Below are 23270 nucleotides of genomic sequence, written 5' to 3' on the forward strand. Positions count from 1 at the left end.
GTAGAATAAAGAAATAGTAATGGCAATGCGACAAATTGTTTTAGACACAGAAACAACAGGATTGAAACCCGAAGATGGGCATCGTATTATAGAAGTAGGCTGTCTTGAAATGATTGATCGACAATTAACTGATAATCATTTACATTTTTACATCAATCCCAAGCGTTCCATTGAACGTGATGCCTTTCAGATTCATGGCATTACCGAAAGTTTTCTGTCTGATAAACCTTTATTTGAGGATATTGCAGCTGACTTAATTGCCTTTCTGGAAGGAGCAGAATTAATTATTCACAACGCGCCATTTGATGTTGGTTTCTTGAATCACGAATTAAAACTGACAAAACAACCTTTCCAAGCCATTACCGATTATTGTCAAGTTATTGATACATTAGTTTTAGCCTGTCAAAAACATCCAGGACAGCATAATAATTTAGACGCACTTTGCCGGCGTTATTATGTGAATAATTCTAATCGTAATTTTCATGGGGCTTTATTAGATGCTGAATTATTGGCTCAAATTTATTTACTGATGACTGGCGGTCAGGCCAAGTTGTTTGAGCCTCAAATTTCCTCTATTGAGAGGAAATCTATGCAAATTCGTCATCTTAGTGTTAATCGCGCTCATTTGCGGGTAATTACAGCTAATGAAGAAGAAATAAAATCCCACCAAGCCTTTTTAAAAATCTTAAAAGAAAATGGTGCCTGTCTTTGGCCTAATGGTGGTGATCGGTAGTACAGGGAAGTCCGTGTCCGCCTACTGGGCAGCACAACAATTTTTGTATTGGGATGTAAGAAAGATTATAGACAACGGGCTACTCATCTTTTAGCAATCAACAATGAACGTATTTTGGTTGAAGATATAAGCGGAGCGGTGTGCAGTGTTTTTATTAGCTCATTAAAAATTACAATGAGGCTTTGCTTGGCAGTATAACTTGCGTCCGCTTTGTAGCAGGTTTCCCGGTTTATGATTGCTATTACCGTTAGTGGCAAGGTAGTTTATACGTAGTAATTTCATCGTCATTTCCTTACTACAGTATTGAGAACAAACGAAAACTGGTAAAATTATGTAAAAAGCATTGTACCATAGGGAGCAATAAAACAGCAGGAGTGATTTCTGTGCAAGCATGAATTTCATTAGAAAATATTTGCGATCATTTCAAGTTTCAATAAATTTGGATTTTAATTTGTTAGATATAGTGAACTTAGTTAATGCGATTAATCTGGGGTTTTTACTAAATCTGACTGAAAAACATTATGTTCACATTGAGACTACAGCGTCTAGCGGAGTCAGTTATAGCCGTATTGCCATTTCATAGAGAAACGCGATTAGGATTAGCATATTTAGATTCCTACCATATTCTTGTCTAAAAATAAGCAAATGCGGTTGGAAAAGGAATTTCTCCGAGTGCTATTACTTACGGTTCTGAAAAAATAATGTGTCTCATTTCTGTTTAGGATAAAGATCGCTAATAATTTTTCTTTGCAGAGACTCCAAAAAATTTATGAAACAAACTTGTTTAATCTTAAGCAGTCGTTTTAGCTTTTCACACAATAACATTGTTTATAAGCTATAAGGGTTCGTGAAAAGATGACTTTTAAATACTCGTTTGCGGATGCCCCAAATTTTCTGCTATCCCATTCACCAAATCATGAGTTAGTCGCAACTCGGTATTGCTTTGTTCAATAAATATACATGCAAACCCGAAATACCATAGGGATTCCTCCACTCTACTCTAACACACTATTTGATCTATGCATCACCCTTGTACAATTATACAATATATTCAAGAGGGATTCGTCGCGGGAGGATTTTTTTGCTTCGGCTATGAGTAGAGAGCAATTCCCCTATAGTGAAAGTATGCAAGAGGGTTGCATTTAGGCTTTAAGTGAAGACAATAGTTTCGACCAGCTAACAAACGTTACAATATTGTGTGGGGGCTTTCCGCCCTGTCTGTTAATACACCAAAGCTTACACTATAATTTAGCGAGAATACATCGATCAGTAGCAATTTTTATTTTAACCTTTAACGCAACACCGGGTTTGCGTTTTGACTTTACCTGTGCAATCGGCATCGGCTTTGCTGCTTTTGCAATTGCTATTTCTTTCCTACTTATCTCGGCTCTATTAACTGTCATCAAATTGTCACAATAGAGTGTTAAAGTGTTTTTATATTAACTAATGAGGATATCCACCTATGGAGAGCGACCATATTTGCAGTCTATCAATTGAAGCACTCGACGAACAAAAACTTAGCCGGTTCCACTGGCGAATGGTAATCACTGCAGGGATGGGATTTTTCACGGACGCTTATGATCTATTTATCATCGGTGTTGTTACTGCTCTACTAACCTCTTTCTGGCACTTAACTGCCACCCAAATTGCTCTTCTTAATGGAGCTTCGCTAGCCTCAGCTGCTTTCGGGGCGATAATTTTCGGTTGGTTTTCGGACAAATTCGGCCGAAAAAAATATACGGTGTTGAGCTGTTTATTTTATTTATTGGTGCTCTTCTTTCAGCAGCTTCAATCTCGTTCGGCTGGCTTTTAATTTCGAGAATTTTAGTAGGGATAGGTATTGGAGGTGATTATCCAACCAGTGCCGTGGTTGCCAGCGAATACGCTAACCGAAAGAATCGAGGATTTCTAGTTTTACTTGTTTTTGCAATGCAAGCGGTAGGCCTAATCGTCGGTCCACTTTTTGCCTCTTTGTTGATGTTTTTTAATATCTCTGATCATCTTATTTGGCGAATTTTGCTTGCTTTTGGTGCAATTCCTGCTGCCTCCGTCTTTTGTCTGCGAAGAAAAATAGCTGAAACGCCGCGCTTTTTGCTCAGTAAATCACCATTAGAAGTCAGTCGCGTAGTAAGTGATTTAGCGGGTCATAAAGACAATATTATCAGCGCCGCTCTCCCTGCTCCGAAGAAATTATTTTCTCCTAAATGGCTTAAATGTTTGGTTGGCACTGCTGGTGCTTGGTTTTTATTAGATATAGCGCTGTATGGGAACGGTGTCTCCTCTATGTTTATCATGAACACCATCAGTCCGCACGGCTCTCTCTTAGGTCACACATTATTGTCGGCCCTCATTTTTCTTTGCTTCGCCGTGCCTGGCTATTTCTTCGCTGCTATGTATGTTGATAAAATTGGTCGGCGATTTTTACAAATAGCCGGATTTGCCGTTATGGCCTTATGCTATTTAATTATCGCAGTTATTCCAAGTATTCAAGACATCTTTCCTTTATTTATAGGCATATTTGGCATAAGCTTCTTTTTCATCAATTTTGGACCAAACGCCACTACTTTCTTAATTCCTTCCGAAATTTACCCTACTCCCATCCGTGCCAGAGCCCATGGTTTATCTGCAGCTATTGGTAAAGTGGGGGCATTTATAGGCGCTTTCTTCTTGCCCTTATTATTAAAAAGTAGAGGGCTACCTATTACGATGGTTTTTATCGCCATATCCTCCTTATTAGGCATTTTTGTTACCTTTTTTGTACCAGAAATGAAAGGCATCTCTTTGGAAAAAAATTAAAACTTCAGATGATATTGTTATTGCATTATATCCTTTTACTAGATCAAAACCAGAATTAAGATAGAAAAGGCGTTTTTCAGGACTCCTACGATTTCAGAAGCGCTCAAAACCGAACGCAGCGATGTTAAAGTATGTCACTTGCGAAACGAAAGATAGGTTTTTAAGATATATTCGTGAAATACCTAAATAATTGTGAAAACTGCCTCCCGGTGTTAAAGAGCATCAGCTCTAAAATAACCCTTATTTCCTGTTTAAAACAATTTTCAAAAGACATGGAACGGATTATCTTAAGCATGAACAATAGAGGTAAATTTACTCGTACAAGAAATATGTCATCAATCAGAACAATGGTATGTTCCTAAAGTACCACTGACTAATTCCTCAAATGATGGCGATAGGTCAGAAAATCCATCATCAACCCGGGCTCTTTTTTAATTTTAGAAAGACAAGATAGTCTCTTGTAATCACTACTATGAATCTAAAGATACAAAACGAGCTGATAGAAAAATGGGAGAGAGCGGCTTAGATTAAGATGTGTCATGGCGGCGTATGATGCGTTACTAATTGTTTAAACAATGACGATTATAAATGAACATCTTAATGTGCACACAGGTGCATAATGAGTATGTTACCGACCCTCTCTTTTGGCGACTCAATTATTCCTATCTCTACTATTTTTTACAAAATTACACAAAGAATACAGGTGAAAGATCATAAAAAGCCTTTATAAATCGAAGAAACTGCCTTGTCCCCACTTTCTAATGAGTCAGCTCCCGTCAATTTTACGATATTTAAATTAGTTTTTACAACGTATAAAGCAAAGCGTTTTCTATAGCAATCGTTCCGGTAGAGCTTGTGGATAAGATCCTGGCTTAAAAATCTATAAGGAATTTGTTTTACTTTCACATTGTCTTTAATCAATCAGCATCAAACATTGCATTGTTGATATGATCACTAAATACGCATACGCCGGTGGTGACTGGGTGCCGAATAGTTGAGTAAAAATGTTCGCTAATATGCTTCTTCTTTGCTACAACTAATTGGTGGAAAGTGTAACTGGAAAAACGCTAAATCATGACTCGATTACTATTAATCCATCTTTAGATTAACCAACGTTATTTCTCTTAAAATCGACTTTGCACAAATTAATTACCAATGATAGAATCTGCGCATGGAATTTTTCGCAAACTATAGTCTCTTTTTAGCTAAATTGGTCAGTATCATCCTCATCATATTAGTAGCTCTTTTTGCTTTTTGCAGCTTTATTTCCTATACCAAAGGGAAATCTAAAGGCAAACTCGATATCTGCAAACTAAATGACAAATACGATGATTACTACTGTGCTCTCGCTCAAGCTATTAAAAAAAAATGAATTTAAGCTGCAATTAAAGCAACAAAAAACAGAAAAAAGAACACAATTAGAATTAAAAGAAACTAAAAAGCGCATTTTCGTGCTTAATTTTCATGGCGACATTCGTGCTTCGCGCCTAGTTGCTTTATGTGAAGAAATTACAGCATTATTAACTATCGCTAATAAAGACGACGAAGTCCTTGTTCGTTTAGAAAGTGGTGGTGGGATGGTTCATAGCTACGGTTTAGCCGCCTCGCAATTGCAACGGATTAAAGACGCTAATGTCCGCCTAGTTGTTGCTATCGATAAAATTGCTGCGAGCGGTGGCTATTTAATGGCCTGTGTGGCTGATCATATCATTGCTGCTCCCTTTGCAGCTGTCGGTTCTATTGGCGTATTAGCCCAAGTGCCTAATTTTCACCGTTTCCTACAAAAAAATCCATTGACTTTGAACAAATCACCGCAGGCGAATATAAACGGACATTGACTTTATTTGGTGAAAATACCGAAAAAGGTCGAAAAAAAGTACAACAGGAGGTGGAAGAAACGCATACCTTATTCAAATCCTTCATCAAAGAGCATCGTAAAATGATTGACATTGAGCGTGTGGCGACAGGAGAGTATTGGCTCGCTTCTCAAGCGATTCATCTAAGACTCGTTGATGAATTGAAAACGAGCGATGACTATTTGCTAACAGCAAGTCAGCAGCATGTTCTTTTTGAGATTCAATATAAGCTAAAACGCTCATTAGGAAAGCGGCTCTCACAAAGTGTAAGTCAGATTTATGATAGGCTTGTAAACACCTGGCAGCTGACTGGCTAGAGGTGACACACAAAAAATCGAAAATAAGTCCTGTCGCACTCTTATTTCTTCAATCACCTCTTCGTTCGGGGTAGAATGGTGTCGCCATGCATGCACATAACTATCATAATTCAGCGTCTCCTCATCGGCTACTAGGTTTGGCAATTTTTTTGACCTTAAGCTTCGCCGTTATCGAAGCTATCGGGGGATACTTTGCTCACTCACTGACGCTGCTTGGAGATGCTGGACACACGGTGTCCGATGCGGTGTCTCTGTGCATTGCTGCCTTGGCTTCTTGGATTGCGCTTCGCCCCCTTCTCACAGGCATAGTTACGGCTTTGGGCGGGCTGAGGTTATCGCTTCATGGATTTCCAGTTTACTGCTATTTGTTATCTTCTTCGCTGTTATTGTGGAGGCGGTCAAGCGAATTCACAGACCGGTGGTGGACATTCATAGTATACCCGTTATGATTATCGCCGCACTTGGTATTCTATTAAATCTTCTAATCGCAAAGTTTTTGTTTCGTGTGGAGAAATCTTTAAATATCCGTGCCGCCTTGTTACATCTCATTAGCGACATTGTCGGCACGTGTGCAACCCTTCTTTCCGGAATTATTATTTTTTTCAGTCAGTGGATTATCATCGACCTTCTACTTTCTATCTGCATCGCTATTTTAATTGCGTTTTCGAGCGTTCAGTTATTATGGGAATCCATGACGGTTCTTATGGAGGCGGTGCCTGCTCATCTTAATATCAAGCAAGTTTCACACACCATTGCTTATTCAGAGGGAGTGACTTCCATTCATGATGTCCACATATGGACTCTTTCATCCGGAGTAATAGCTCTCTCTGCTCATGTCGCTATTCAAGATCCAACTACTTGGGACAAAGTGCTCCTCGAGTTAAAATCGGTATTAAAGCACAAATACCATATCGACCACATCACATTGCAACCGGAAGTCAGTATCGAAGAATGTGAGCCTTGTTATAAATTGTAAGGAAATAACGAAAAATGACTAATCTAATTGACTAACCAACGCTTTTGAAGGTGACAAACAACGGATCCGAACTCGCTAAGTCACTTGATATCTTTGCTGCCGAGTTACCTGTTTTGCATTCGGCTGTTAGTGTTGTGCATGACAAAATAATTAGAATGAAATGAAAAACCAAGTCCATAAACTACATGGATCCTGTCATTACATGAGCATCTTCGATTTAAAAAATTTGGCTCACCAACTTGAAAAAAGCGTTGCAATTAAAAAACCATCTTGAGATTATAGAAACTATCTGAAAGCAACTAAATTTAGAAATTGATCGAGTGCCTCATACTATTCAACACAAAGGTTATATTGTATAAATAATGCAAATATAAGCGAAAGCGAATTAGCTAAATTTTCTAATTTAGCCAGCGATTGGTGGAATCCGGATGGCAATATGAAGTCGCTCCACCAAATGAATCCCGTTCGACTAGCATATATTCATCAACAAACACCTTTAACTAACAAAGCTGTGTTAGATGTGGGCTGTGGTGGTGGTTTATTGAGCGAGGCTTTGGCTGCAAGCGGAGCTGAAGTAACAGGGGTGGATATAAATGAAACATTGATCGCTGTTGCAAAAAATCATGCTGAACAGCAACACTTAAAAATTGATTATTATTGCGAGGATATCGAAGAAGTAGCAGAAACTGAACAACGTTTTGATATTATCACTTGTATGGAATTACTCGAACATGTTCCTGATCCTTTTCGGATGATAAAATCTTGTGCAACCCTTACTAAGCCCGGAGGGAAACTTTTCTTCTCTACTATTAATCGTAATTTTAAATCTTATTTATTTGCCATTGTCGGCGCAGAGTATGTAATGAATTGGTTGCCAAAAGGCACGCATAATTACGTACAATTTATTCGTCCGTCAGAATTAACCCATTGGACACAAGTTGCTCAATTACAGTTAGTAGATCTCACCGGAATTCAGTATTACCCCTTTAGAAATGAATTCAATCTGGGCAATGATATTTCGGTTAATTATATCGCTTGTTTTATAAAACCCTATTAAATATCACATCACCGTCGTTTTTTAATAGATGGAACTTGGATATCACCTGGATTTAGCAAACACTTTAAATGAATTGCTTATCTGATGACAAAGATCTATGGTTATATCACTGCGTTCCTTAAGAAACATAGGGAATTTAAATATTGATTTTGTGGATGTCGCATTCCATACTACATATTATCTACATAAGGAATTCCTTTCACCCTATGCACCTTAACCAATTAGAAAATTTATTTTGAACGAATGGTGTGGGTCTTAAATTATTGGGACTCCCGTTAATTCCTCTAGAGTATTGAACTCTGATGGTGAATAGCCCGAGATCATTGCAATCTTACTTACCGTTTCGGATAATCAATTGATTAAAATGAAAATCTAATCTTAATTTACTTATGAGTGCATATTTTCTATAGGATGGTGACGTAGTATTGCAGTGTCATTGTTACCTGTCAGCTAGGATTAGTAATGATCACCGTAAACAGCTTATCTTGGCATTAACCTCGACAATATAGAAAGCAGATACCCATATTCAAATACCGGATATTGGCATTTTTTCTTACGTGGCGCATTATTATTTTGCGTCACGAGGTATGGCGTTCTATATTCTCGGTGGAAATTACTCCGGTAGTCACTCTCGGTATTTTGTTACCACAGTAGGGGCGTGTACTAGATATTATCATGAAGTCATGAAGCCAAGACTTATTGGCTTTTATAAAATCTCCCTACGCGTAGATGATATATCTTAATTTTAAGAAATTACAAATCGAGATCTTGAAAACATTTCAAAGCGTTATCCAAAGGATGATTCTGAAATAATCTAATTTCCAGGGGGTTGATGTCAATTATAGTCGATGCCGAAGAAACTGAACTCCTCTGATTACAGTTTTGAATTCGCCGAACCAACTAAGAAAATTAGTATTGATTGTTACGTCTTTGTCTCCCTGGTCATATGCCTCAGAAGGCGAAGTACTGCACACCTACCTTGTGAGTGACTTTAGCTTTATCTTTCGCTGTATGAAAAAATAGAACGCTGTATTTTACCGATGAATCTTTTTATATTTCAATGACATTATTTGCGAAATGCAAAGCTTGCTTCTTTCCCATCACTCAATCGTCAGAACATCGTCAAACTCTTCGTAACAATTTCGTAGACATCCGTCGAGAGTTTCGGTGCTCTGGCAATACGAGTAAGTTCCGATTTCATTAATGTTTGGCGTTTTTCATCCATGATTTGCCAACGCGTCAGCGGTTGCAGAATTCTTGCTGCGACTTGTGGATTTACAGGATCGATTTTCAAGACATAATCTACGATTAAACGATAACCCTCCCCATTGGCATCATGGAAACAAACAACATTTGCGCCAAAAACGGCTAGCAAAGAATAGATGTTATTGGGATTTTTAATGTCGAAAGCAGGATGTTGAGTGAGTTTTCTCACCGTCTCGAAGGTCGATGGCAAAGTTGATGAAGCCTGTAAGGAAAACCATTTATTAACAATAAGCGGTTGATTTTTCCATTTCTGATAAAATTCCTTCAATGCTTGGTCACGTTCCTCGCAATCGTGATCGATCAATGCTGATAAAGCACCTACCGAATCTGTCATATTGTCACTATTTTTAAACTGCTCATAAGCCAATCGATAGTACAGTTTATCGTTAATTTCCGTTAAATAACTTAGACAACGATTTTTAAAAGCACGCTTGCCTATATCAGCACAGTGATATTCATACCCTACCAGTTGATTATTTCTATAACTTCTATTTAAATCATCGACAAGCGCCGTAGCTAAAGCTTTTTTACAAACTGACGAACCTTAAAAAGTACTTCAATATCCATTTTTTTAATAAATTGCATTAGATAAGATTCACTAGGTAGCAAAAGTAAAGTCGCTTTATACCAAAGATCTTGATGAGATCCTTGAATAATTTTCTGAAAGCTTTTTATAAAACGATCATCCATTTTTAACGGTTTTTTTTCGTAATAATCATCCACTAGCTTAAACATGAGTCGTTTCGCAAAGAGTTGTCCTGCCTCCCAACGGGAAAAAGGATCACTATCACACTGTAACAAAAACAATAATTCCTCATCTGTATAAGGATAACTTAATAGTACGGGTGCGGAAAAATTACGGAGTAGTGATAAAATCGGTTTATGTTCTACGTTAATAAATAGAAATACGGTTTCTAACTTTTTAATTTCAAGTACTCGCGTGCCCGTCACCGCTCCGTCTTCTCCTTCTAATTGCGTGGGCATATCTTCGCATTTAGGCCCTATAAAACCCATAGATAAAGGAATATGAAACGGTAATTTTTCAGGCTGACCGGGCGTAGGTGGGCACGTTTGCTTTACCGTTAACGTCAGAATTTTTTCTTTTTCATCATAATCGCTATTAACCTCAAGAAAAGGAGTCCCGGCCTGATCGTACCACCGCTTAAACTGTTCAAAGTTTTTTCCGGAAGCGTTTTCTACCACTTGAATAAAATCTTCCGTTGTTACCGCCTGTTCATCATAAAGCGAAAAATAAAGATCTATCGCTTTGTGGAAAGTCTTCGACCCTAATAAAGTCTGTACCATGCGAACGATTTCGGCGCCTTTGTTATAGACTGTAGCTGTATAAAAATTATTGATTTCGATATAAGAACGTAGGCGAACAGGATGCGCCATTGGACCTGCATCTTCTAGAAATTGCACATTACGCAAAAGATTAACAACGTTAATTCGTGCCACGCCTTTGGAAGTGACATCCTCGTTGAAAGATTGCTCTCTAAATACCGTTAACCCCTCTTTTAAAGTAATTTGGAACCAGTCACGACAAGTCACTCGATTCCCAGACCAATTGTGAAAATATTCATGTCCAATTACTTCTTCAATGCGAATATAATCATCATCGGTTGCTGTGTTTGGATTAGCTAACACATTTTTAGTATTGAAAATATTGAGTCCCTTATTTTCCATTGCTCCCATATTGAAATCGCTAACCGCTACGATCATGTAAATATCGAGATCATACTCACGACCAAATTTCTCTTCATCCCAGCGCATGGATTTTTTCAATGCTGTTAATGCGAACGCTCCTTGGTCTTTAAACCCTTTTTCTAGATAAAGTTGTAGTATCACTTCTTTACCTGAACGTGTGACAAAGCTGTCTTCTAAAACATCAAAATCCCCAGCTACGAGAGCAAATAAATAAGAAGATTTTTTTGAAGGATCTTCCCAGTGTCTCCACTGTCGCTTATGGTCCAATGTTTTTGTTTCAATTAAATTTCCGTTCGATAATAAATAAGGATATTTAGTTTTATCGGCCGTAATAGTAGTGGTATACTTCGCCATGATATCAGGACGATCTAGAAAATACGTAATTCGTCGGAAACCTTCTGCTTCGCACTGCGTGAGAAAATTACCACGTGATTTATAAAGTCCACTGAGTTGGGTATTTTCCTGCGGTTTAATAACAACCTCGGTTTCTAATGAGAATTGATCAGGAACAGCGGGAATAGTTAATGAAAATTTATCGACCGTGTAATTCAATGGTGATAGTTTATCCCCATTGATAATCACATTTTTCAATACCATATCTTCACCATCGAGCGTTAATGGTGCCCTCGTTCTATTCGAGTCTGGATTACGTTGAAGATTAAGAATAGTTTTGACGTATGTTTCTTCTTCGTAAAGGTCAACATAAAGATGAACGGTATCAATCAAAAAATCAGATGGGCGATAATCTTTTAGATGAACGGGTTGCGGCTTTCTCTCACTCATTGTCAAATCTCCAAACGGAAGTTAGTATTCTAGCTCTTGCAAGTTAAACACATCAAGTCCACCTAACTTCTTGTTAATTTCATTCCGTTTTAAACTCCGTTTCCTCGATATTTTTACTTACTCTATCACTTCTTCCTTCTTGAGCTTAAAAATTTTGGTGTTATAATGAACAAATACAGTTTGGTAGAAATTGTTTTTCCACACTACCTACGTTTACACCAAACCAACTAGGAGTACAGACTTGGAAGGAATTGCAACTATGGAAGCTGATATGTCAGTTCCAGAACCTAAAGTTAGACTCGTCAGCACTGATCAGTCCTTTGCATCCAGTATACAACGATCGCTGCAAAATTACTTTGCACAATTAGATGGTGAAGAGCCTGCGGATCTCTACAATATGGTCTTAGCTGAAATGGAAGCACCTCTTTTAAGAGCAGTTATGCGCTATACTAATTGGAATCAAAGTAGGGCAGCTAAGCTTTTAGGAATTAGTCGAGGTACGTTACGAAAAAAACTGGCTACCTATCAAATTGAAGATGCATCCCGCCGGCGGTGATGACATCAAATTTCCGGTTAAACGTGCATTAATTAGCACTTCTGACAAAACCGGCATTGTTGAGTTTGCTTCGCAACTCGCAAAGCGTGGTATTGAGATAATAGCCACCCGAGCTACAGCTGCGTTACTTACAAAACATCAAATCCCGGTTATAGATGTCTCGCAGTATACTGGTTTCCCTGAAATTATGGATGGACGCGTAAAAACGCTACATCCAAAAATATATGGTGGTCTATTAGCCTGGAGAGACCTCGATAACGAAGTTCTTCATCAACATGAAATTAAAGTCATCGACCTGCTGGTTGTTAATCTTTACCCTTTTCTAAAAACCATAATGATGCCCTATTGCACGATTGAGCAAGCTGTTAAACAAATCGATGTGGGTGGTCCAAGTATGTTACGAGCTGGCGCAAAAAACTTTGCGGTAGTGACCGTCGTTATCGATCGCGATGATTATTCATTAATTTTAAAAGAGATGGCAATGAATGAAGGATCAACCTTGCTTTCTACTCGCAAGAAACTCGCACAAAAAACATTTGAGCATCTTTCTCATTATGACGCTCAGATTGCGGCTTATCTTTCAGAGAGTCGAAGCGAATCATTCCCATTCCGACTACCACTTATTTTTCAAAAGAAAACCCATCTTCGTTACGGGGAAAATCCGCATCAATCAGCAGCCCTTTATAACATTGTACCGCCTTTATTTTCTAGCCTAACCGAAGCAGAACCGATTCAAGGAAAACCACTCTCATTCAATAATTTTTTAGATGGTGATTGCGCTTATCGTTGTGTTTATGAGGGCATTGAAACGATACCTGCCTGTGTTATCGTCAAACATGCTACTCCTTGCGGCGCCGCTTGCGCTGAGACACAATTAGCCGCCTATGAAAAAGCTTACGCTACGGATCCCCTTTCTGCCTTTGGAGGTATTATTGCTTTTAACACCTCACTTGAAACAAGGACTGCAGAAAAGATCCTGTCACAACAATTTGTGGAAGTGATTATTGCACCTGGTTTTTCCGATGACGCACTAATGTTATTAAAATTAAAATCAAATTTGCGCCTATTAGTCGGAAAACCACTAGAAAAAACAAGACTTAGTTATTCTTTCCATTCTATTAGTGGCGGACTCCTTGTGCAGAAAAATGATATTGCTACATTTTCCCCTGCAATGGTTAATTGTGTTAGCCAACGCCAACCTACAAAAGAAGAATTACAGGATCTCTATTTTTCATGGCAGGTAGTGAAATATGTCAAATCCAACGCGATTGTTTATGTGAGGGATAGGGCTACTTATGGAATTGGAAGCGGTCAAACCAGTCGTGTATTTGCTGCGAAGATTGCCGTGATGAAAGCTGAGGAAGCTGGTTTATCGTTAAAAAATGCTGTAATGGCTTCAGATGCATTTTTCTCTTTTAGTGATGTTATCGAAGTGGCGGCAAAAGCGGGAATTACCGCTGTAATTCAACCTGGTGGTTCTATACGAGACAAAGAAATTATTAAAATTGTCAATGAAGCAGGTATGGCAATGTTATTCACACACCAACGTCACTTCCGGCATTAATGTTCAACATGATATATCCAGAGCAGCTAAGCGCACGGCAGTTAGCGCGGACCAACTAAGTAGCTTAGCCAAACAATTTTTTGCTTAATGGATTATTTATAGAAAACTAGTTGTTATAACTATCTAACTCATAAATACTATCTAATTCATAGATATTAGGGCTTCTTTTCTTAGAGGACTCTAACTGCTACAATTGGTAGTAATGAGCCAGATAGATGAATAGCTGTGTGTAATAATGCGATAAACCTTACGTGTTTATGCTTTTGCCGAGGGGTTTATCTTGGCTCCGGTATTGGTGTAAAATTTCCCCTTATCCCGTGGTAGCCATAGGAGGAATTAATTGAGAGTGCTCGATTGATAGACTGCCCGCAGATGGATTAAATATTAGTGATCAAAGCAATCTTTGATAAATAGGTCCGAAAGCGATATAGGATGGCCTGATCGCATTGGCTCTTGCTAGCTCATAAAGCGAATGCGTGCTGATCCCTAATCGTAAGCCAGCTTCATGAATAGCTGAAACATCAGTCGTCTCTAAATCCTCCTGTCCTAAATGAACACCGTAAGCGCCTGCTTCAATGGCGAGTTGCCAATAATCATTAATGAATAATTTGGCTTGATATTCTCGTGCTAGACGAATACTTTCTATTATAGTTTCTCTATTTAATGTACGAATATTTGAGATAATTGAGTCATAATATTTCGTTACTATCTAATATAACACCAGATTTTCCAGATTTTTGGGAATGCAAATTTTAATAAGCGTCGTAAGCAATTTATTTCTCACCCTTATTCCCGATCGGCAAATGAGTCGAAGCAATATCCACCAGCTGATGTAAGAAGGAAAAGACGGTTTTTTTGGCATTTTGGATTTTGTCACTGCTGAGATCACTGATACGTTTTTTGCTCCTGAAGCTAAAATAGCTTCTAATCGTTTCAAATTAATTCCTCCTATGGCTACCACGGGATAAGGGGAAATTTTACACCAATACCGGAGCCAAGATAAACCCCTCGGCAAAAGCATAGGCTTGGAAGTCGTTTGATAAATAGGTCCGAAAGCGATATAGGATGGCCTGATCGCATTGGCTCTTGCTAGCTCATAAAGCGAATGCGTGCTGATCCCTAATCGTAAGCCAGCTTCATGAATAGCTGAAACATCAGTCGTCTCTAAATCCTCCTGTCCTAAATGAACACCGTAAGCGCCTGCTTCAATGGCGAGTTGCCAATAATCATTAATGAATAATTTGGCTTGATATTCTCGTGCTAGACGAATACTTTCTATTATAGTTTCTCTAATCACGAATAACTTATCGTTTTTAATTCGTAATTGTATGGTGCGGACACCCCAGGACAATAAATGCTTCACCCATTCAGCAGTATGAACAATTGGATAAAAACTTAATGCACCACAATTTAAAAAAGGAACCCGAGAAATACCTGTTTTTTGCGTTATCCACGGAAAATCGATCGCATTTTGAGGAAATCCATTTCGTCCCAGTAATATATTTGTATTAATTTTAAAATGATTTCGGATTCCCTGCTGAATGTACATTTTTGCTATCACTAACGCGTCATTTAATGAGTAGCCCAACGCAAGAGCGCTGCTAATGGCTGAACTCAATGCACAACCCGTACCACGCACATTGATTCCATTTATTTTAGAATGCACCAACCAAAACTCTTCTTTTCCATTTGTAAAAAAATCATAAGCATCTTCATGATGCAAATGTCCACCTTTAAGCAACACGGCGCCTACACCGTATTTCAACAACTCTCGAGCAGCCTGTGACATCTCTTCTAATGAATCTATTTTTCTATTACTATTAATTAACATTTCAGCTTCAGGAATGTTAGGAGTAAGCAAATCTAGTCGCGGAAAAATCATTTTTATTAATGGGTCAATAATCTCAGACTGATTCAAAGAAACGCCCGAAGTCGAATTTAAAACAGGATCACAAATAACTATTCCACTATATCTTTGTAAATAGGCAGCAATTATCGCAATAGTAGTTTGGGTTCCTAATAAACCCAATTTAACAACCATTGGTGGTAATGTTTTTGTTAACGCTTCAATTTGAGATCGAATAGATTCAGGATCGCAATAGCTGACTTTAAAAACAGACTTTGCATTTTGCGCGGTAACGGCAGTTAAAATAGTGGCCGCATGCACATCAAAATCGCGGCAAACTAAGATATCAGCCTGACAGCCTGAACCACTAGAACAGTCAGACCCGCCGATTGACCACACAACAGGTTTTTTATTCATGTTTTTCTATCAAAAAAGGTTTATTTAGTAGTGGTGTTGTTGCTTTTGCAATATTTCTAGGTTCGATCATCCCAGCTTTATAAGCGAGACGACCTGCTTGGATGGCATGAGCAAATCCTTTCGCCATTGAAATAGGATCGCAGGCCAATGCTACGGCAGAATTTAATAATACTGCGTCAAATCCCATTTCCATGACTTTCGTCGCATGCGATGGTCTGCCAATACCTGCGTCGATAATCAATGGGATATCAGGGAATCTTTCTCGTAAAAGGCGCAATGCGTAAGAATTGGCTAACCCACGTGCACTTCCGATAGGAGCGGCCCACGGCATTAAAATGCGACAACCTACATCTACCAGACGTTGACATAAAATCATATCTTCCGTACAATATGGCAATACTTCAAATCCTTCTTTAGTCAGAAGGTCAGCAGCTCTGACAAGTTCAAACGGGTTCGGTTGTAAGGTGTATTCATCTCCGATAATTTCCAATTTAATCAAACTGGTATTAAACAATTCCCTGGCTGCTTGTGCTGTCATTACTGCTTCTTTCATAGAGAAGCACCCTGCCGTGTTTGGTAACAGATAACAATTCAGCGATTGCAATAACTCCCAAAAATAATTCTTTTTTGTGTAGATAATTGTCGACGCAACGATACAGTGATTACTTCAGTTTTTGATGCGTTAATAGCCTCACACATGATTTTTGGAGAAGGATATTGTGCAGTACCTAAAAGTAATCGCGAATTCAATTGGATTTCACCAATAGTCCACATTTAACCTCCACACATAGCAGTAATTACTTCAATTCGGTCACCTGGTTGAATGACAATTTTTTCATAATTGGTGTTATTGATTATTGTTTCATTAACCGCTACCACAAATGCGCCGGTGAAATTTGCTTCAGATAATAATGTTTTCAAAGTCATTTCTGATGAAATCATCTGATGTTTCCCATTCAAAAAAATATCAATCATTTCAATTCTCTATTTTAGCCTCTTCATAACCTCATCGACTATAGCAGGCGCTAATAAAAAACCATGACGATATAAACCGTTGATAGCTATTAAACCTGGTTCGTAATGAATACGCGGCAGATTATCAGATAATGCTGGACGTAAAGCCGTCACTGTTTCTAAAATTCTTGCCTCTGCAAATCCAGGATGGATGCTATAAGCTGCAGACAATAATTCTAAGCATGTTCGCACTGAAATAGGAGAATCATCCTCTGATTCAATTTCGCTGGAACCGATAAGGTAACTATGGTTTGGACGTGGAACAATGTAAACATTGTAACGAGGATGAAGCAACCGAATGGGGTGATTCAAATTAACATCCGGCGCATAGATATAAATTAATTCCCCTCGCACCGAACGTAAATCATCAAATCGATCACTAGCTCCAACACCACGACAATCAAATACACAGTCAAACGAATACTGACTTCCCTTTATAGAAACGCGATAGGGAATTATTTCTTCTACGAATGTTTTCTCATACCACTGTACATTTAAATCTTTGGCCAAGGCTCTTAAAAGTGCGCGGGAATCTAAATGAGCTTCTTGTGGTAAAAAATACCCTTCTATAAAATTTAATTCTGGTTCTAATTGTTGAAGAGTGGATCGAGATAATTGCTTAATATAAGGTACTTGTATTTTATGGTATATTTTCTTCTTCCAATGTTCTTTCTCCATCTTATCACGGGAATGAACGATCACGATGCTTCCCTTCTGGCGAAAGTAAACGGACTGTGACAGTAAGGATAGCCACAACGGCCATTGTTTTAAAGAATATATTCCTAGATCAAAAATAATTCGGTTCGATATTTCACATTCGGCTAGAGGCGATAACATGCCCGCGGCTGCATATGCTGCACTTTTCCGGCCGTCTTTCCCACCTTTATCAAATAGGGTAACACGCCAACCCGCGCGATCTAATTGCCAAGCTAACAAACGTCCTATCAATCCAGCGCCAACAATCCCAGCTTGCATCTTCACATACCAGTGTTTGAATGCTCTATTCTTAATGAGTCACGAACATCTTGACTAATTTTATAAGCACAAAATTTAGGACCACATAATGAACAAAAATGCGCGTGTTTTGCAGCTGCTTTCGGTAATGTTTCATCATGAAAGGCGCACGCTGTTTCCGGATCTAAAGCTAAATTGAATTGATCTTCCCAGCGAAATTCAAATCGTGCGTGTGATAATAAATCATCACGAAACCGTGATGCTGGGTGTCCTTTAGCTAAATCCGCAGCATGCGCCGCAATTTTGTAAGCAATCAAGGCTTCTTTGACATCGTTTTTGTTTGGTAATCCAAGATGTTCTTTAGGTGTAACGTAACATAAAAGCGCACAACCTTGCCATCCAATCATAGCCGCACCAATACTGCTAGCAATATGGTCATAACCGGGAGCGATATCTGTGGTCAATGGTCCTAGTGTATAAAAAGGTGCTTCCTGACAATAATCCATTTGTTTGGTCATATTTTCCTGAATAAGGTGTAAAGGAATATGTCCTGGCCCTTCATTCATCACCTGTACATCGTATTGCCAAGCAATACGATTCAATTCGCCTTGAGTTTTCAACTCTGCAAATTGGGCTTCGTCGTTCGCATCAGCGATAGAACCTGGACGCAATCCATCACCCAAAGAAAAGCTAACATCATAAGTACCCATAATTTCACATATTTCTCTGAAATGCGTATAAAGAAAATTTTCTTGTCGATGTAGCAGACACCATTTTGCCATGATAGAACCTCCACGAGAAACGATGCCAGTGACTCGCTTTTCAGTGAGAGGGATAAACTGCCGTAAAACACCCGCATGGATGGTAAAATAATCAACACCTTGTTCTGCCTGAGAAATTAATACTTCCCGAAAGATATCCCAACTAAGTTCCGAAATGTTCCCATCTACTTTTTCTAATGCTTCGTAAATAGGAACAGTGCCAATAGGTACAGGTGAATGCCGCAAAATAAGTTCTCGTGTTTCTTTAATATTTTTCCCCGTTGATAAGTCCATAACAGTATCAGCGCCCCATCGCACTGCCCAAATTAATTTTTCTACTTCTTCTTCGATAGAAGAACTGATAGCCGAATTACCAATATTCGCATTTACTTTAACCAAAAAATTACGTCCAATAATCATTGGCTCACATTCTAAGTGGTTAATATTGGTGGGGAGAATAGCTCGACCACGCGCAATTTCTTCGCGCACAAATTCAGGCGTTATTCGATAAGGAAGTCGTGCTCCGAAAGCAATTCCTTGTAGACGTTGCTCACGTTCTTGATTAGATTTAACATTCATTTCTTGTTGTTGATTTTCTCGAATAGCTGCATATTCCATTTCTGGCGTAATCACGCCCTGTTTTGCAAAAGCTAATTGTGTCATTGTTTGGCGGTTCTTAATCCAAGGGGCGCGTAACGGAGGAAGCCCGTGAGGCACTTTTATCGTCATTGTAGGATCCGTATAAGGTCCTGATGTGTCATATAACGTTAATGAGTCTCCGTTTGTCAATTGAATTTCACGCATGCCAACACGAATATCGGGAAAATGTTGGCCATGACAATAAATTTTTTTCGAGGCAGGGTAAAAAACCATCGTACTCTCCTTCTAACGCACGCAGAAAGAAAGAACGATGCAATTGCATTCCTTTTCTCTTCACAGGCGTTATATTTCTCAGATTTAAAGGACTCGATTACAAATCGTTTCAATTTATCGCCCCCCGCGAGGGCGATGAGAAGAATATATACGACGAACTCTTTAGAAAGCAAGTAAAATGTACAAATAGGATAAAATGCATTCAATCGTCATTTCCAAAACAAAACTACAAGTATCTAGCGATTCTTATTGCACAAGCTTAAAATAGAACCATTTGACCTTCAACTTACAAAGAAACAAACGAAGACAACTATCATGAACGTACTCATTGTTGGTAATGGTGGGCGGGAGCATGCGTTGGCATGGAAATTGGCTCGATCTTCTCACGTTAAAAAAATTTGGGTGGCACCTGGAAACGCAGGGACGGCACTTGAAAGTAAAACCCAGAATATTGCCATTAACGTTACCGACATCAGGGCATTGATTATATTTGCTAAAAAAACGGTATCGATTTAACGCTTATTGGTCCTGAAGCCCCCTTAGGTGCGGGTATTGTTGATCGATTTTATCAAGAAAATTTAAATATTTTTGGACCTACTCAAGCTGCTGCTCAATTAGAAACTTCCAAAAGTTTCTGTAAATCTTTTATGCAGCGTCATCATATTCCTACCGCGCGATTTTCCACATTTAAAAATAAAGATGCAGCGCTAATGTATACCAAACAGCAATCTTTTCCACTCGTTATTAAAGCAAGTGGTTTAGCGGCTGGAAAAGGCGTGGTTATCGCGGAATCGTTAAGTGAAGCGAAAGAGACTATTATTGCGATGATGGAGGACAAGCAGTTCGGCACTGCGGGACAGGAAATTGTTATTGAAGAATTTTTAACGGGAGAAGAACTCAGTTTTATCACCATGATTGATGGTGAACATATTTTACCACTGGCCAGCTCGCAAGATTATAAGCGACGTGATGACGATGACCGCGGTCCCAACACAGGTGGTATGGGTGCCTATTCTCCGGTCCCTCTGTTATCTGAGGCCTTAGAAGCAAAAATAATGACAACGATTATTCGTCCTGCTATCGCAGGATTAAAATTACAAAGCATTAATTATATTGGATTTTTATATGCTGGAGTAATGATTACAAAAGATAATGAACCAAAAGTATTAGAATTTAATGTGCGACTAGGTGATCCAGAGACCCAACCACTTATGATGCGTTTGCGTTCTGATTTAAGCGAATTAATTTTATCAGCGATTTTTAGTAAGCTAGACTGCGTAAAAAGTGTTTGGGATTCCCGCGCAGCCTTAACAGTGGTAATGACAGCAGGGGGTTATCCTAATCATTATGAAAAAGGAGATATTATCGAAGGATTAAATCAATCATCAGATATCGATGTCAAAATTTTTCATGCAGGGACGCGGAAAAACAAACATGCCATTGTTACCGACGGAGGGCGAGTGCTTTCCATCACTGCGCTAGGAAGCGACTTACGTGAAGCACAAAAAAGGCCTATCAAACAGCTAAGCAGATTAATTGGCCAAATTGTTATTATAGGATGGATATTGGCTATCGAGCTATTCTCAACCAACGATTAAAAAAGGGTCTTTCAGTGATCCAGAAGTAATAAAGGAATCATGATGCTCCTCCTATTGCAGACCAACTCCAATTAGGTCGGCAGTAGTATATGTGGAGCAGTACTGTATCTTAGTAACGCATCAATTTGGGAGTCTGTAATTACAGTCTAGTTCGGAAAACTCAAAACAGAAATTCATGATATTTCACGATATCATTTAGTTCGATGAAACAAAGGGATTGCTTGATTTGTCGATCACGGGCGTACTATCACTATAATAGATTACTCGAATAAATCTACTCGATCATCATCGCCCGAGATTCGTTCGATCGAATTCTTGTTGCGAATCTGCTAGTACCTCTTCCTCAACTATAGATAAAACTTTAAGGTAGTATTCGGAGCTTATGAGGTTGTTTAGTTTTGGGGTTTCTAGTGATTTTCCACTATAAGGGAAACTTACAAGTAAACATACTGCCTTTACTAAGTTCGCTCTCGATATGCAAATCTCCATGATGACGCATTAATACATGTTTGACGATGGCTAAACCAAGACCTGTTCCGCCGCTTTCGCGTGAGCGCGCTTTGTCGACGCGATAAAATCGTTCAGTGATTCTGGGAATGTGTTCTTTGGCGATTCCAATACCTGTATCTAAAACGTTAAATACGGCATAATTGTCATCTTTGAACCATTTTACAGTAATACAGCCTTTAGCCGGTGTGTATTTTACAGCATTAATAATAATGTTGGAAAATAAGCTTTTTAATTCTTCTTCAGAGCCATTAATATATAAATTAGGATCGGTTTGCAATTTAATGATATGCTGTTTCTCCCCACTGATTCTTCCCGCATCTGCACATAATGTTTTTAAAATTTCGGCTACATTAATGTGGTCTATTTCCTCCGGCAAATAATCTTCGTTTTCAAGGCGAGAAAGGAATAAAAGATCATCAATAATTGCTTCCATGCGAGCACTATGCTGATTCATTTGATTGAAGATTTTTTGATAGGTTTTCATTCCTTTATCCTTTTTTTCAGCAGTGCTTCTAAATACCCACGGATGACTGTCAATGGTGTGCGAAGTTCGTGAGAAACATTGGCTACGAAATCGCTGCGAATGCGTTCGAGTTGATTAATATGTTCTCTTACCACTTTGGGGAGAATACTTAAATTTAATTTATCATTCTTTTGTATCATGGGTTGAAAATTGATAACCAGCGCCCCTTATAGTTTTTATTAAATAATGATGATCATATTTTTTAATTTGTTGCGCAGTCGTCGTATTTGAACATCTACGGTACGATCGTCAATGTATTTATCTCCACCCCAAATATAAGTAATTAATTGGTCGCGCGTATAAGTTTTATCGGGATGCTTCATAAAAAAATAAAGTGTCTTATATTCCGCAGGAGAAAGCGCAACGGTTTTATTTTGAATGGTGACGATATGTTTTGCTGTATTAATGGTCATATTGCCATATTTAATTTCGTACGACGGTGAAATCAGCAGCCCCCTGCGTAATACAGTTCTGATTCTTGCAATTAACTCATCTGGTGAGAAAGGTTTCGTAATATAATCATCAGCACCTGTCATGAGACCTTTAATTTTATTTTCTTCTTCTGCTTTGGAGGTCAGCATAATAATAGGAATGTCCTGTAAGTCTTCTTTTTGTTTAATCCACTTAATAAATTCTATCCCATTTTTCCCAGGTAGCATCCAATCGAGTAAAATAAGTTGAGGGAGACGATCTGATAGTCGTTGTATCGCTTTACTGACATCCTCTGCATCAATTAACTCAAATTCATCCGGTAATGAAAAGTGAACCATATCCCGAATCGCGGTTTCATCTTCGATGATCAAAAGGGTTATTTTTCTTTTTGACATGCAAGCTACTTGATTTGAGATAAGGGGTCAAGGTTGTTAACATCATGCCGCAATTAACCAAATCGTTTTGTCGATGGTATAAATAATATTTATAAAAGTAAGTCGATTTTAATGATTGTTTTATTAATTGCAATTGATATCGCGATGATACTTAGGTTGATGATGATCTTTGAAAGAGAGAGGAAATTTACTAATTAGTACACTACGAGTTTTAATAGTTAGTGAAAATTTTCAAGCTCCGTGAACACTAAGTGTTTTGCCGGATCGGTTTGTTAGTGACTGAAAGAAAAAGGACTGCAATTTCAATTGATTTAAAGCAAAGACTGTTTACCAAAA

Annotated in this window: 10 protein-coding genes and 10 pseudogenes; 10 read left to right on the forward strand and 10 right to left on the reverse strand. The window is 38.5% G+C overall.

The genetic code is table 11. The annotated features are described in order from the left end of the window. Window positions 1–25 precede the first annotated feature (25 nt). Entirely contained in the window at window positions 26–733 is a 708-nt protein-coding gene (dnaQ, locus tag LG660_RS00695; RefSeq protein ID WP_258267757.1) for a DNA polymerase III subunit epsilon, read from the forward strand. Window positions 734–1974: 1241 nt separating this feature from the next. On the opposite strand, the gene LG660_RS00700 is transcribed toward dnaQ, so the two are convergent. Beyond that, the gene (locus tag LG660_RS00700; RefSeq protein WP_258267497.1) at window positions 1975–2136 is read right to left on the reverse strand and encodes a hypothetical protein; all 162 of its coding nucleotides are present in this window, start codon (window positions 2134–2136) and stop codon (window positions 1975–1977) included. Between the two features lie 59 nt (window positions 2137–2195). On the opposite strand from LG660_RS00700, the pseudogene LG660_RS00705 reads away from it, so the two are divergent. From LG660_RS00705 to ubiG, 5 genes and pseudogenes are all read left to right on the forward strand, one after another. Next, window positions 2196–3529, forward strand: a pseudogene (locus LG660_RS00705) (MFS transporter). A 1231-nt stretch (window positions 3530–4760) separates the two neighbouring features. Continuing rightward, window positions 4761–5702, forward strand: a pseudogene (gene sohB, locus LG660_RS00710) (protease SohB); the annotation flags it as partial. Between the two features lie 86 nt (window positions 5703–5788). Continuing rightward, window positions 5789–6678 (forward strand): annotated as a pseudogene (locus LG660_RS00715) (cation diffusion facilitator family transporter). 160 nt (window positions 6679–6838) lie between these two features. Then, window positions 6839–6952: an Hpt domain-containing protein gene (locus LG660_RS04375; RefSeq protein ID WP_373566691.1), complete on the forward strand. Its 114-nt coding sequence runs from the start codon at window positions 6839–6841 to the stop codon at window positions 6950–6952. An 81-nt stretch (window positions 6953–7033) separates the two neighbouring features. Further along, window positions 7034–7735, forward strand: a complete 702-nt coding sequence (ubiG, locus tag LG660_RS00720) for a bifunctional 2-polyprenyl-6-hydroxyphenol methylase/3-demethylubiquinol 3-O-methyltransferase UbiG (protein WP_258267758.1) — start codon at window positions 7034–7036, stop codon at window positions 7733–7735. 1111 nt (window positions 7736–8846) lie between these two features. Here ubiG and pepN read toward each other — a convergent pair. Next, window positions 8847–11491, reverse strand: a pseudogene (pepN, locus tag LG660_RS00730) (aminopeptidase N). 259 nt (window positions 11492–11750) lie between these two features. Here pepN and fis point away from each other — a divergent pair. From fis to LG660_RS00745, 3 genes and pseudogenes are all read left to right on the forward strand, one after another. Continuing rightward, complete coding sequence (fis, locus tag LG660_RS00735) at window positions 11751–12047, forward strand: DNA-binding transcriptional regulator Fis (protein WP_373566692.1); 297 nt, start codon at window positions 11751–11753, stop codon at window positions 12045–12047. After that, complete coding sequence (gene purH, locus LG660_RS00740) at window positions 12028–13611, forward strand: bifunctional phosphoribosylaminoimidazolecarboxamide formyltransferase/IMP cyclohydrolase (RefSeq protein WP_258267499.1); 1584 nt, start codon at window positions 12028–12030, stop codon at window positions 13609–13611. Before fis ends, purH begins: the two co-directional genes overlap by 20 nt. A gap of 269 nt (window positions 13612–13880) precedes the next feature. Then, window positions 13881–13952: pseudogene (locus tag LG660_RS00745) on the forward strand (hypothetical protein); the annotation flags it as partial. A 62-nt stretch (window positions 13953–14014) separates the two neighbouring features. On the opposite strand, the pseudogene LG660_RS00750 reads toward LG660_RS00745, so the two are convergent. The 6 genes and pseudogenes from LG660_RS00750 to thiC all read right to left on the reverse strand — a co-directional run. After that, window positions 14015–14269: pseudogene (locus tag LG660_RS00750) on the reverse strand (thiamine phosphate synthase); the annotation flags it as partial. A gap of 51 nt (window positions 14270–14320) precedes the next feature. Next, window positions 14321–15874 carry a bifunctional hydroxymethylpyrimidine kinase/phosphomethylpyrimidine kinase gene (gene thiD / locus LG660_RS00755; protein ID WP_258267500.1) on the reverse strand — a complete coding sequence of 518 codons (1554 nt, stop codon included), beginning with the start codon at window positions 15872–15874 and terminating at the stop codon, window positions 14321–14323. Next, window positions 15867–16648: pseudogene (locus tag LG660_RS00760) on the reverse strand (thiazole synthase). The gene thiD and the pseudogene LG660_RS00760 overlap by 8 nt, the downstream one beginning before the upstream one ends. Further along, a complete protein-coding gene (thiS, locus tag LG660_RS00765) occupies window positions 16649–16849 on the reverse strand; it encodes a sulfur carrier protein ThiS (protein WP_258267501.1) in 201 nt (66 codons plus the stop codon). A 9-nt stretch (window positions 16850–16858) separates the two neighbouring features. Further along, window positions 16859–17863, reverse strand: coding sequence for a glycine oxidase ThiO (gene thiO / locus LG660_RS00770; protein ID WP_258267502.1), 1005 nt, complete (start codon window positions 17861–17863; stop codon window positions 16859–16861). Window positions 17864–17865: 2 nt separating this feature from the next. Then, window positions 17866–19476, reverse strand: coding sequence for a phosphomethylpyrimidine synthase ThiC (gene thiC / locus LG660_RS00775; protein ID WP_258267503.1), 1611 nt, complete (start codon window positions 19474–19476; stop codon window positions 17866–17868). 315 nt (window positions 19477–19791) lie between these two features. Here thiC and purD point away from each other — a divergent pair. Beyond that, window positions 19792–21103, forward strand: a pseudogene (gene purD, locus LG660_RS00780) (phosphoribosylamine--glycine ligase). A gap of 392 nt (window positions 21104–21495) precedes the next feature. On the opposite strand, the pseudogene LG660_RS00785 reads toward purD, so the two are convergent. Next, a pseudogene (locus tag LG660_RS00785) lies at window positions 21496–22247 on the reverse strand (ATP-binding protein). Next, window positions 22231–22934: pseudogene (locus LG660_RS00790) on the reverse strand (response regulator). The pseudogenes LG660_RS00785 and LG660_RS00790 overlap by 17 nt, the downstream one beginning before the upstream one ends. Window positions 22935–23270 lie beyond the last annotated feature (336 nt).

The sequence above is a fragment of the Coxiella-like endosymbiont genome (genome assembly GCF_024730665.1).
Classification (GTDB): domain Bacteria; phylum Pseudomonadota; class Gammaproteobacteria; order Coxiellales; family Coxiellaceae; genus Coxiella.

Coding starts and splice junctions, on each gene's coding strand:
- fis (WP_373566692.1), top strand. CDS start 11,751: ATGGAAGCTGATATGTCAGTTCCAGAACCTAAAGTTAGACTCGTCAGC.
- LG660_RS04375 (WP_373566691.1), top strand. CDS start 6,839: ATGAAAAACCAAGTCCATAAACTACATGGATCCTGTCATTACATGAGC.
- thiO (WP_258267502.1), bottom strand. CDS start 17,863: ATGCAAGCTGGGATTGTTGGCGCTGGATTGATAGGACGTTTGTTAGCT.
- dnaQ (WP_258267757.1), top strand. CDS start 26: ATGCGACAAATTGTTTTAGACACAGAAACAACAGGATTGAAACCCGAA.
- LG660_RS00700 (WP_258267497.1), bottom strand. CDS start 2,136: ATGACAGTTAATAGAGCCGAGATAAGTAGGAAAGAAATAGCAATTGCA.
- thiC (WP_258267503.1), bottom strand. CDS start 19,476: ATGGTTTTTTACCCTGCCTCGAAAAAAATTTATTGTCATGGCCAACAT.
- purH (WP_258267499.1), top strand. CDS start 12,028: ATGCATCCCGCCGGCGGTGATGACATCAAATTTCCGGTTAAACGTGCA.
- thiS (WP_258267501.1), bottom strand. CDS start 16,849: ATGATTGATATTTTTTTGAATGGGAAACATCAGATGATTTCATCAGAA.
- thiD (WP_258267500.1), bottom strand. CDS start 15,874: ATGAATAAAAAACCTGTTGTGTGGTCAATCGGCGGGTCTGACTGTTCT.